Annotated in this window: 5 protein-coding genes; 1 reads left to right on the top strand and 4 read right to left on the bottom strand. The window is 67.4% G+C overall.

Annotated features, from left to right (window positions below):
* Window positions 1–58: 58 nt before the first annotated feature.
* Window positions 59–655, top strand: coding sequence for a DUF4893 domain-containing protein (locus WG924_RS20970; protein WP_345935001.1), 597 nt, complete (start codon window positions 59–61; stop codon window positions 653–655).
* 16 nt (window positions 656–671) lie between these two features.
* On the opposite strand, the gene ubiM is transcribed toward WG924_RS20970, so the two are convergent.
* The 4 genes from ubiM to WG924_RS20950 form a co-directional block, all read right to left on the bottom strand.
* On the bottom strand, window positions 672–1,859 hold the full coding sequence (ubiM, locus tag WG924_RS20965; protein ID WP_345935000.1) for a 5-demethoxyubiquinol-8 5-hydroxylase UbiM: 1,188 nt from the start codon (window positions 1,857–1,859) through the stop codon (window positions 672–674).
* Window positions 1,860–1,926: 67 nt separating this feature from the next.
* Entirely contained in the window at window positions 1,927–2,943 is a 1,017-nt protein-coding gene (locus WG924_RS20960) for a bile acid:sodium symporter family protein (protein WP_345935081.1), read from the bottom strand.
* Window positions 2,944–3,072: 129 nt separating this feature from the next.
* Complete coding sequence (locus WG924_RS20955) at window positions 3,073–7,704, bottom strand: PAS domain-containing hybrid sensor histidine kinase/response regulator (RefSeq protein WP_345934999.1); 4,632 nt, start codon at window positions 7,702–7,704, stop codon at window positions 3,073–3,075.
* A 212-nt stretch (window positions 7,705–7,916) separates the two neighbouring features.
* Complete coding sequence (locus WG924_RS20950; RefSeq protein ID WP_345934998.1) at window positions 7,917–12,740, bottom strand: PAS domain-containing hybrid sensor histidine kinase/response regulator; 4,824 nt, start codon at window positions 12,738–12,740, stop codon at window positions 7,917–7,919.
* Between the last annotated feature and the right edge of the window lie 142 nt (window positions 12,741–12,882).

Below are 12,882 nucleotides of genomic sequence, written 5' to 3'. Positions count from 1 at the left end.
CGGCCGGCAGCGCCGGGCTGTGACAGATCCCACGTCCTGCACGCACGGAGCCGCCGCAATGCCCCGCACACGCACCATCATGCGCGTCACCGCCATGGCAATCGGTCTGTGGCTGGGTCTCGCCACAACCGCGATGGCGGATGGCCGCTTCCCGACCGGGCTCGACCCCGCCGACCAGCGGCGGCTTCAGGCGTTCGGCGACGCCCGCGCCAAGGCGATCGCCGAGGCGCGGGCCAAGGGCGCATCTGAGGATGTGGCCGAACTCGACCGGGTGCTGGCCGGCGATCCTGTGCCGGTGGTGTCCGCCGAGATCGAGGGGATCTGGCGCTGCCGCACCATCAAGCTGGGCGGCATGCTGCCGCTGGTGATCTATTCCGATTTCCGCTGCCGGATCACCGATGACAGCGCCGGGCTCGGCCTTACCAAGCTCAGCGGATCGCAGCGCACCGGCGGCCTGTTCTATGACATCGGCGAGACCCGGCTGGGCTATGCCGGCGCCGGCTGGATCGGCGGCGACGAGCGCGCCTATTACGGCCGGGACGGCGCCGACAATCAGGTCGGCTATCTGGTGCGGGTCGGCCCCGACCGGATGCGGCTGGAACTGCCGCTGCCGCATCTGGAGTCTGATTTCGACATTCTTGAACTGCGCCGCTGAGCGGTGGGCCGGGCCGTCAGCCGGCGCGGTCCATCAGCAGGCCCGAGACGGCGCGGCGCACCGGCGTCGCCCGCCGGCCCAGATGCATCACCGCCGCCCGCGCCGCCCGTGCCGGCAGGCCGGTGCTGGTATACAGGCCGACAATGGCATTGGTGGCGGCATAAAGCGGGCTGGCGGTCAGCTTGTGCCCGGCTTCATAGCGGTGCAGCAGCAGCGGCCCGGCGATATCGGCCCCCACCGCCGCGGCATTCAGGATCTCGCCCGCCAGCCGCTCGGCGCTCTTCAGGCCAAGGTTGAAGCCATGGGCGGTCACCGGATGCATGCCGACCGCGGCATCGCCGATCAGGGCGAAACGATGGCCGATGAAACGGCGCGCCTCCACAGCCACCAGCGGCCAGGCATGGCGGGTGCTGACAAGCTGCATCCGGCCCAGCCGGCCATCCAGCCGCCGGATGATGTCGCCGGCGAAGTCATCCGGCGACATCGCCATCAGCCGGGCGATGCGATCGGGCGTCAGGGTCAGCACCACCGATGACCGATTGCCGTTCAGCGGCAGCAGGGCGACGGTCTGGTCGTGATCGAACCATTCGGTGGCGATGCCGCCATGGCCCGCGTCATGGGCCATCCGGCAGACCAGCATGGTCTTGCCGAAATCGGTCTGACGGGCGGTGATGCCACGCGCGGCGCGCATCGCCGAAAACCGGCTGTCAGCCGCCACCACCAGCCGGGCGTGCAGGCTGCCGCCATCATCCAGATCGACCGTCATGCCCCCGGCCGGGTCCGCGCCGGGCCGAACCCGGATATCGACGGCCCGTCGCCCGGTCAGGATGGTTGCGGCGCCATCGGCGCGCACCGTGTCGTGCAGCGCCCGGCGGATCAGGTGATTGGGCACCAGATGGCCCAGCGGCCCGCCATCGGCGGCGCCATCGAACACCAGCCCGCGCACGCCGCCGCCATTCAGCACCCGCGCCATGCGCAGCGGCGATACCGCGTCCGGGTCTATCCGCGCCCAGGCGCCCAGCCGTTCGAGCACCGCCACCGAATGATGGGTCAGCGCGATCTCGCGGCCGTCGAAGGGCGGGTCGGCCAGCACCGATGCGGGGGCCGGATCGACCAGAATGACCGCCAGTCCGGATCCCGCCAGCGCCCCCGTGAACGCCAGCCCCGCCGGGCCGGCGCCGATCACCGCGATATCGCATTGCATGGGGACAGCTCCTGTCTCAAGCGCTCCGGGGTTCAGCCGGCATGCTAGCCGCGCGCCACCGGCGCGGCTATGCGGCGTTGTGTCCCGTCGCGCGCGCATCGGCCGCAGACGCCGCCTCGGCTTCGGCCTCCGCGATGCGGGCATAGCGCCGGGCCAGCACCGCGCACACCATCAGCTGGATCTGATGAAACAGCATCAGCGGCATCAGGATGGCGCCGGTATCGCGGCCGGCGAAGATGACGTTCGCCATCGGCACGCCGCTGGCCAGGGTCTTCTTCGACCCGCAGAACACGATGGTGATCCGGTCTTCACGCGAAAAGCCCAGCCGCGCCGACATGAACATGGTGATCGCCAGCACCAGGGCCAGCAGCAGGCAATCGACCGCCAGCATCACCGCCAGATCGACGGCGCCGATCCGCTGCCAGAAGCCCGAGACCACGGCGCCGGCAAAGGCCAGATACACCACCAGCAGGATCGATCCGCGATCGACCAGACCCAGCGGTTTGCGGTGCCGGCGCAGCCATGGCCCGATCCACGGCTCCAGCATCTGGCCGGCGACGAACGGCACCAGCAGTTGCAGCAGGATCGCCTCGACCTGATCGACCGACACGCCCTGGCCGCCGGCGCCGAACAGCACCGCCACCAGCAGCGGCGTGACGAACATCCCCAGGATGTTGGATGCCGAGGCCGCGCACACCGCCGCCGGCACATTGCCGCCGGCGATGGCGGTGAAGGCGATCGACGACTGCACGGTGGATGGCAGCACGCACAGAAACAGCACCCCCATGCGCAGGGCCGGCGACATCAGGCTGTCGGGCAACAGCGCCGTGATCGCCAGCCCCAGTAGCGGAAACACCATGAAGGTGGTGGCCAGCACCGCGACATGCAGGCGCCAGTTGGTCAGGCCGGCGATGACGGCCGATCGCGACAGCCGCCCGCCATGCAGGAAGAACACCGCCGCGATCGCCACCATCGCCACGTCATGCAGGGCATCGGCGGCACGCCCGGTCACCGGCAGCAGGGAGGCCAGCGCCACGCAGAGGATCAGCAGCAGCACGAAGCGGTCAGGCAGCAGGCGGGTCAGCATCGTGATCGTTGGCCTTCCGGGTAGATGCTCCAGTCCGGCCTCTGTTCTGCGCCATTCGGACGCGGGATGGAAGACCCGCCCGCGTCATCTCCACCGCGAGCGGCCGGCCAGCGGGGGACGGGCCGGTCACTTCGCCCGAAAATGCGCGGCGAGCGCGTCCCAGGCAGCGGGGCCGGTGGCGACGATCTCGTCGGCGATCGCCCGGGCGGCATTCTGGTCGCCGGCGCCGGTCGCGTTCTGAAGCCGGCGCGCCGTGGCGGACAGCCGATGCAGGCCGCAATTGCCCGCCGTGGAAATGACGATATGACCCACCCGACCCAATTCCTCCATGTCGCCCCCGGTCCGGGCCGCGGCGATCTGCGCCAGATTCTCGCGGCCGACGGTCAGAAAGCTGTCGACAAGCTCCTTGAACTTCTCAGGCGAAACGACGTCCTGAAGATAGCCGAGTGGCTCGGGGTCGAAGATCGGCTCGATCGGCGAGGCGGCGGGATCCGGTTCCGTGGCCGCCGTCCGGCCCCCGGCATGCGCTGTCCGGCGTGTCGACCAGGTCTGGGCGGATTGACGCAGATCTTCCGCGCGGAAGGGCTTCGAGATGTAGTCATCCATGCCGGCCGCGATGTATTCCTCGCGCATCCCGACCATGACGTTGGCGGTCATCGCGATGATCGGCACATGCGCGCGACCGCCGCCAGCCTCGGCCGCCCGGATCTGCCGGGTCGCGGTCAGACCGTCCATGACCGGCATCTGGATGTCCATGAACACGGCGTCGAACGGCTGGTCGGCACAGGCCGCCACCGCCTGGGCGCCATCGGCCACCGCCGTCACCAGATAGCCGGCCTTCTCAAGCAGCACTGTCGCCACCGCCTGATTGGTGGAATTGTCCTCGACCAGCAGAATGCGCCTGGCATCACGTGCGGGCAGATCATCCGGCTGTGCCGCCGCGCCGGCATCCGGCCGATCGTCGAACGCGAAACCGCGGATGAGCGCGTCGAGCAGGGGCCGCCGTCGAAGCGGCTTGTTCAGAACGGCGTCGAAGATATCGGTGTCTCGCGGAGAGACCGTGAATGATGTGGCAAGGATGAGCTTGATCGACGAAAAGCGCGCATGGGCCCGCACCCACGACCCCAGCGCCAGTCCGTCCATGCCCTGCATGCCCAGGTCGGTGATCACCACGTCGACCGGCTGGCCGGCCCGGCTGGCGCTCTCAAGCGCCTGAAGACCTTCCCCCGCGCTGGCGGCCTCAATGGCGGTCAGCCCGAAATTCTCCAGATGATGTATCAGAACCCGGCGGTTGATCGCGATGTCATCGATAACCAGCGCCTTCAGCCCCCGCAAGCCGGCCTCGGTCGCCTGGGCCGGCAAGGACTGCGCCGCCCGAACCATCGGCAGGTCGACCTCGAATGTCGAGCCATTGCCCTCGGAGCTTCGTATCTTGATCCTTCCCCCCATCAGATCGACGAGTTCCCGGCAGATGGCGAGGCCGAGCCCGGTGCCCCCGAACCGTCTGGTGATGGTCGCGTCGGCCTGAGAGAACTTGGTGAACAGACGCGCCTGCTGCGCGCGCGTCAGCCCGATGCCGCTGTCCTCCACCAGGAATCGCAGCATGCGGGCATCACCCTCCGCCTCGCCCGCGTCGGTGACGTTGATCGACACGAAGCCGGTTCCGGTGAACTTGACCGCGTTGCCCGCCAGATTGAGCAGGATCTGCCGGATACGGGTAGGGTCGCCCATCCATGTGCCAGACGCCGTCTGATCGACCAGACAAACGAGGTCGATGCCCTTCTCCGTCGCCTTGGGACCGAGGATGGCGGCAATCCCGTCCGTGAGATCGTCGAGCGAGAACGCCACGGTCTCAAGCTCAACCCTGCCGGCCTCAAGCTTGGATACGTCGAGGATATCGTCGATGATGCCGAGCAGCGCGTCGGCGCTCTCGCGCACCGTCTCGGCGTAGCCGCGTTGCTCGGAGGACAGCTCGGTGGACAGCAGGATCTGGGTCATGCCCATCACGCCGTTCATCGGAGTCCGGATCTCGTGGCTCATATTGGCCAGGAAATCCGATTTCGCCCGATTGGCGCCTTCCGCCGCGGTTTTCGCGACCTCCAGTTCCTCGGCCAGGCGCACCAGATCCTCGGCCTGTGTGCCGAGTTGCTCGTTCACATAGCGCAGATCAGTCAGGGCCTGATCACGCTCGGTCAGATCCGCCAGCGCCACGACGAACATCCGGCCATGGCGAACGTTGAACTCTCCGATGGTCAGTTCGGCCGGGAAATCCGCGCCGTCGCGATGCACGGCGCGGATGGTGCTGGTGGACACGCCGTCGCCGGCCGGCAGATATGTCGCCAGCGGCTTATCCTCACCCGCGCCCGCGCCCGACAGGAACCGCCGGACATTCATGCCGATCATCTCGTCCCCCGGCCAGCCAAGCAAGGTCGCCGCCACCGGATTGGCGACCACGATATGGCCGGCCTCATCGACCACGATCACCCCCACACCGATGGTGTTGACGATGGCCTGGAGGTGAGCCTCGCTTTCCCGAAGCATCAACTCGCGCATCTTGGCGTCGCTGATGTCCGAGAAGGTCACCACGAAGCCATCGCCATTGGGAACCGCCTGAATGCGGAGCCAACTGTCGATGCCGTCATGGGCATAGCGATGCTCGAACATGATCGGCGTGTCGGTTTCGACCACGGCGACATAGCGGTCGAACAGCCCGTCCTCGCGATTTCCAGGCAGCATCTCAAGCATGCGCCGGTCGATCAGATCATCGGCGCGCCGGCCAACCATGGTCTCGGCCGCGCGGTTGACCTGAGCAAAGCGGAAATCGATGATCCGCCCGTCATCGTCCCGCCAGGCATGGAACGCCATGATCCCGTCCATGGCGCTGTTCATGATCCGCGCCAGCGTGTCGCGCGCCTCGATCGTGTCGACCTCGCGTCGCCGGGCCTCGGTGACGTCGGTATAGACCGTCACGAAACCGCCCCGTGCCATGGGCTTGCCACGCACGTCCAGAATCCGGCCGTCAGGGCGGATCCGCTCAACCTTGTGTGGCGTATTGAAATTCAGGATCTCGGCTTGCGACCGCACAAGCGCATCCGGATCGCCCGGCCCGTAATCGCCCCGCGTCGCCTTGAAGCGAACGACATCGGTCAAATGCTGACCCTGGGTGAGAAAGCCATCGGGCAGATCGGTCAAGGCCTCGATACGGCTGTTCCATGCCAGCAGCCGCATCTCGGGATCGAACGCCGCGATCCCCTGATCAACCGTGTCGAACACCGCCGCCAGTACCGCCTCACGCGAGGCAAGCTCGGCCCTGGCCTCGGTCTCGGCGGTGACATCACGCCCGGAGCCGCCAAAGCCGCGAAACACACCGTCCTCGTCGATATAAGGTTCGCCACTGACCTTGATATGATGCACCCGCCCATCCCGGTCCCGCAGGGTATAGGCAAAATCACGGAATGGCTGCCGCGCCTTCAGCAGCCGTTCGTAGTCATCGAAGCCTTGATCGGTCGGGTCATCGGCGATCTCGCGGCGCGACTTGCCGATCAACTCGTCCGGATCGAGCCCGATCAGCCTGACACCGGGTGACATCGCCGTGAACCGCCCCTGCTCGTCCGCCTCCCAGTACCAGTCGGACGACAATTCGGTCAGCGCCTTGAAGCGGCGCTCGCGATGCCGAAGCTCCCGGGTCCGCTGCGCCACCTCCCGCTCAAGAAGATCCGCCAGTTTAAGGGCCTCATCGCCAGCGGATTGCCGGCGCCGGACGTTCGCGAGATGCAGATACAGCACCCCGGACAGAAGCGCGCCGAGCAACGCGACACCGCCCGCCATCAGCCAGGGCGGCGTCAGGTTCAATCGGGCGACGAATGACGGCAGCGGCCGCAGATCGACTTGCCATGTACGGCCGAACAACGGCAATGACAGCCCGCGCCACCTGGGATCGACGGCCTCGGCGAAACTCGGCGTCTCGTAGAACGCCGCCGATTCCGCGCCACCGGTCACGTCACGCAGCCGCAGCGCGATCCCCTGGTCCAGATAGTCCAGATCATGAAGGACATCATCGATGATCAAAGGCGCATAGGACCATCCGATGGCGGCCGCGCGGCGCTGATCCTCGGTTTCGGTCGCCTGTCCCGGCTCATAGACCGGCAGCAGCAGCAGAAAGCCGCGTTCCGGCTGACCATCGGCCTGAACCAGCGTGATCGGGGCCGTGAGGGTCGCCGCGCCCGAGGCGATGGCGGCCGTGGCCGCCTCGCGCCGATCGCGTTCCGAACCGATGTCCAGCCCGACGGCACTGGCATTCGGCGCCTCCGGCTCGATGTATTCGATGATGAAGCGTTCATCATCATGCGGGGTGAGCTGCCGGACACGAAAGCCGGGGCGACCCTCGGCGTGCTTGGTGGCAATGAAGGCCGCCTCGTCCTCGGGCTGAACACGGCGGATGAAGCCAAAGCCCAGCGCCCCCGGAAACTCCGTCGCCGGATCGCGCGTCGCCGCATACCGTCTGAAGTGGCCGAGACCGACGTCGTCCCCGCCGACCGCCACGATGGCGCCACGCGCGCCACGCAGCCCGTATTCATACAGCCCGATCCGATCGCTCAATGCCTTGCCGACAGTCGCGACCATCGTGTCGAGCCGGTCGCTGAACAGCATGCGGTTCCGGTGATCGACCGTCCACAGTGTCGCGCAGGCACCGATGATACCAAGGATCAGGACGATGACCGGTATCATGACATCGGAACGGCATCGCAGCACGGACATGGCCCTCTTATCCAACGCATGATCGCCAGGGCGCGATCTCCAGAATGCCGCCCCGCCCGCCATTCAGGCGCCCACCATTCAGGCTTCCACGATTAAGGCCGACGGCGCGCACGGAAAGCTCCGACAGTTTACGCCAGGAGCAATTAATTTTCTGGCAACTCGTCCTGGCGGGACGTTAGAGGACGGGACAGGGCGGAATGCCCAGCCCGGCCTCAGTCGGTGGCAAGACCACGCGTGCCGTCATCATCCACGGCGATAGGCGATATGACATCGCCGGCGGCTGGCGACCGGTCGGCCTGGAAGCGGCGACGCAATGCCTCCCACGACATCGGGCCGGCCGCCATCACCGCCGCCGCCGCGATATGGGCCTCGGCATCGTTGCCGGCGCGCACCGCCACCTGCAACTGGCGTCCGGCTTCCGACAACTGCTTCAGCCCGCAATGGCCGGCGGTGGAGATGATGTTGTGGCCAAGTTGCCCCAGCGCCGCCATATCGCCCGCCGTGGTGGCGACACCGACCTGCTGCATGGTTTCAAGGCCGAGGGCAATGAACTCGTCGACCAAGGCGTCGAACCGGTCTTTCGGCACGACCGTGCGCAGATAGCCGAGCGTGGAGTCGTCCAGCACCGGCAGGGCTGCGATCGCAGCACCCCCGCCTTGTGCCGCCCCGGTATCGGCCGCATCGGGCGCGGACAAGGCGGTGCCGGTCGCGGCCCGGGATCTGCGGCGGCGGCTCCACCGCGCGGCCATCGCCAGCAGGTCTTCGGTTCGGAACGGCTTGGGCATGTAATCATCCATGCCGGCTTCGAGATAGGTCTCGCGCATGCCGGCCATGGCATTCGCGGTCATGGCGATGATCGGCACCCGCGGCCGATACGCCGCGGTTTCGGCATCGCGGATGCGTCGGGTTGCAGCCAGCCCGTCGAGCACCGGCATCTGCACATCCATAAGCACCAGATCGAACCGCATCCTGGCGCAGGCGGTCACCGCCTGCTCGCCATCGCCGGCGATGGTGACGGTGTAGCCCTCCTTCTCAAGCAGGATAGTCACCACCGCCTGATTGGTCGGGTTGTCCTCGACCAGCAGCACATGGCGGCCGATGATCGAGGTCCGAGGCCCGGCGGCCTCGACACCGGTGGCGAGATCGGCCCCGATGGCGGCATCGGGCCTGGCGGTGACATCGGGACTGGCAGTGATATCGGGACTGGCGGTGACATTGCGCGCGGCATCGCCCTGCGCCAGCCCGCAGGCCTGGCCAAGCGCGTCCAGCAGCGCCTGGCGGCGCACCGGCTTGGCCAGCACCGCATCGAAGGCTGCGGCCGCATCGGCATCGATCGGATACGACGTGGCCAGCACGATGCGAACCGACTGGAAGCGCGGATGCGACCGCACCCATGATGCCAGTGCCAGCCCGTCCATGCCCCGCATGCCCATATCGGTCACAATCAGGTCGACCGGCCGGCCCTGATCGGCCGCCATCTGCAATGCCTGAAGGCTTTCGGCCGCGCTGGCCACGGTCTCGACCGTCATCCCCAACTCGTCCAGATGATGGGCCAGAACCCGCCGGTTGACCGAGACGTCATCCACCACCAGGGCGCTCAGGCCGCGCAACGCCGCGTCCGACGGCGGGGCCGGCGCCGCATGGCCCGCGCGCGTCAGGGCGATCTCGAACCAGAACGTCGAGCCCAGGCCCGGCTCGCTTTCCACCCGGATGGTGCCGCCCATCAGTTCCACCAGTTGCTGCGAGATCGCGAGCCCCAGGCCGGTGCCGCCGAAGCGGCGGGTGATCGACGGGTCCGCCTGAGCGAATTTCTGAAACAGGCCGCCGATCTGCACCGATGTCAGGCCGATGCCGGTGTCCTGAATGCTGAAACGCAGCCGCTCGCCATCAGCCGCCGGCGCCACCTCGATCGCGACATAGCCGCGTTCCGTGAATTTGACGGCATTGCCGGCAAGGTTCAGCAGGATCTGGCGCAGCCGTGTCGGATCGCCAAGCCAGGTTCCGGACGCGCCATGCCCGACCAGACAGGCGACCTGCACCGCCTTGTCGCGGGTCCGCGGCGCCAGGATCGATACGATGCCGTCGATCAGATCATCAAGCGAGAACGCCACCTGTTCAAGCCTGACCTTGCCGGCTTCCAGCTTGGTCACGTCCAGGATGTCGTCGATCACACCCAGCAACGCCTCGGCGCTTTCGCGGACGGTTTCCGCATAGCCGCGCTGATCAGGCGTCAGCGGCGTGCCCAGCAGAATCTGGGTCATCCCCATCACACCGTTCATCGGCGTGCGGATTTCATGGCTCATATTGGCCAGGAATTCCGATTTGGCGCGATTGGCGGTTTCGGCCACGGTTCGCGCCCGATCCAGTTCGTCCGCAAGTATCGCCAGTTCCGCGGCCTGAGCCTCCAACTGCTGGTTCACCTGCCGCAGGTCGACGACCGCCTTGTTGCGTTCCGACAGATCGGCCAGCGCCGCCACATACATCACCTCCACGCCGGCCATGAACGCGCTGACCGACATCTCCACCGCCAGGGCAAGACCGTCGCGACGGATGGCCGTCACCTCGCCGGTGACGCTGCCATGGCCGGGTGCGGTGTCGCGGATGAACCGGCTGAACGCCCCCGGGCCATCATCGGGCGCCTCGCGGATCATCTGGCCAAGGTCGATGCCGACCAACTGCCCCGGCGGCCATCCCAGCAACTGCTCCGCCGCCCGGTTGACCATGCTGACCCGGCCGTCTTCGGCCGTCACCACCACGCCGATGCCGATCGTGCCCACGATCGCCTGCAACCGCGCCTCGCTGGCCCGCAACAACGCCTCGCGTTCCCGCGCAGGCGTGATGTCCGAGAAGGTCACCACCAGGCCGCCGGCACGCGGCACCGCCTGGACACGCAGCCAGAGCGAACGGCCATCCTGGTCGTGGTGATGATCGAACAGCGCCGGCTGCCCGGTTTCCACGACCGCGCGGTAGCGGTCGAACAATTCCCGCCGGGCGAAACCGGGGAAGGCCTCGACCAGACAGCGCCCGATGATCGCATCCGCCGAAACGCCGATCAGATCTCCCGCCGCCCGGTTCATCAGCACCAGACGGAAATCCTGGATCGTGCCCTCGGCATCCCGCATGGCATCGAAGGCCACGATTCCGTTCAGCGAGACGTCCATGATGCTGACCAGAAGATCGCGGGCCTGGGTGACGTCACGCTCGCGCCGCCGTGCCTCGGTGACATCGGCATAGGTTGCGATGAAGCCGCCACGCTCCATGGGCTTGGCACGGATATCGACCACGCTGCCATCGGCACGCGCCCGCTCCATCGTGAAGGGCTGGTCCAGGTCCAGCCCATCGATCAGCGCGTGGACCAGCGCGTCTGGATCGCCGGGGCCATAGGCGCCGCGCCGCGCATTCCGGCGCAGGATGTCGTGCAGATGGATCCCCTGCGTCAGAAGCTCGGACGGCACCGTACTCAACACCGCCAACCGCGCATTCCACGCCAGCAGCCGCCGATCCGGACCGAAGACGGCAATGCCCTGATCCACGGTGTCGAAGACCGCAGCCAGCAGCGCCTCACGGGCGGCCAGCGCCGCCTTGGCATCGACCTCGGCGGTCACGTCGCGGCCCGAACCGCGGAATCCCTGGAAGATGCCGTCCTCGGTGAAGACCGGCTCGCCACTGATCACGATATGCCGGGACTCTCCGGCCCCATCCGCAAGGTCATAGGCGAGATCGCGGAACGGCAGCCGCGCTGCAAGCACGGCCTCATAGGCATCGATGGCCGGGTCGTCGGCATCGACCGCCAGGTCGCGGCGCGATCGCCCGATCAGGGCGGCCGGGTCCAGCCCCAGCTTCATCACGCCATGTGATATGGCGGTGAAGCGGCCGGCCTCGTTCACCTCCCAGTACCAGTCCGCCGACAATTCGGTCAGCGCCTTGAACCGGGCCTCACGCTGGCGCAGTTCGGCGGTGCGCTCCGCCACCTGCCGTTCCAGCGACTCGGCCAGCCGCCGGATCTCGGCCGCCGCCCGCTCCCTGCGCCGCAGATGCACCAGATGCAGATACAGCAGCACCGACAGCAGCGTGCCCAGCACCATCGCCCGGCCGGCCGCCCACCAGGGCTTGGTCAGGTTCAGACGGTCGACGAATTGCGGCCGCGGGTGGATGTCGAGCACCCAGTCACGCCCGAAGGCCGCAACCGCGATCTGTCGCCGTACCCGCGGTGACATGTCCACATCGCCATCAGCGGTCAGGAAACCCGCCGTGGTCACGAAAGGGGGCAGGTCGGCATCGCCGGTCATGTCACGGATGCCGAAGGCGATGTCCGGGTCCACCCTCGCCAGATCGGCCAGAACCGCATCGATCATCAGCGGCGCATAAGCCCAGCCGATTGCCGCCTGCCGGCGCTGATCGGGTGTTGCGGTCGCCATGCCCGGTCGATAGACCGGCAGCAACAGCAGGAAGCCCGGCACCATGCCGCCCTGCTGCAACAGGGTGATCGGCGGGGTCAGCGTCGCCTTGCCGGTCTCCATCGCGGTCAATGCCGTCTGCCGGCGCCGGTTCTCCGACGCGATGTCCAGGCCGATCGCCGTGGCATTGCCGGCCAGGGGCTCGATGTACTGAATGACGAACCGCTCGCCATCATGGGCAAGCAACTGCGCCACCCGGAAATCTGGCCGCCCCTCGGCCCGCGCCGCATCGATGAAGACGCCCATCTCATCGGGGAGCACCCGGCGGACGAAGCCGAATCCCAGCACGCCCGGGAACTCGGCCGGAATATCGCGCGTGGCGGCATAGCGTTCGAAGCTGGCGCGGCTGATCTCCGGTCCCGCCGTCGCAATCGCCCCGCGCAGCCCCCGCAGCCCGTAATCGTAAAGCCGCAGACGCTCGTTCAGGCTCATGGTCACGGTTTCGGTCACCGCGTCGAACCGCTCGGCCACATGCTCGTCATTGCGGTCAGCAAACCACATCCCGGCACCCAGGGCCGCCAACAGGCTGACGACCAGCAGGCCGACCGGCAAAAGCAAGACGCGGGCAGACCCGGACACCGGAGGTCACATTCCTTCCACAACGCATGAGAGCAAGAGTGTTCAGTCTTATACTCTCCACCTGTGGCACCCGCCGCAATATCTCTTGGCGGGACGATCGTGTTCTGATGAGGCCTGCGTTGCACAACGGGCCGATCAAGGT

The organism is Tistrella arctica (assembly GCF_039630945.1).
Taxonomy (GTDB): Bacteria; Pseudomonadota; Alphaproteobacteria; order Tistrellales; family Tistrellaceae; genus Tistrella; species Tistrella bauzanensis.
This window is presented reverse-complemented; position numbering and strand designations above follow the sequence as displayed.

What these genes read in the sequence shown, in the direction of transcription:
- WG924_RS20970 (WP_345935001.1), top strand. Translation starts at nt 59, where the DNA reads ATGCCCCGCACACGCACCATCATGCGCGTCACCGCCATGGCAATCGGT.
- ubiM (WP_345935000.1), bottom strand. Translation starts at nt 1,859, where the DNA reads ATGCAATGCGATATCGCGGTGATCGGCGCCGGCCCGGCGGGGCTGGCG.
- WG924_RS20955 (WP_345934999.1), bottom strand. Translation starts at nt 7,704, where the DNA reads ATGTCCGTGCTGCGATGCCGTTCCGATGTCATGATACCGGTCATCGTC.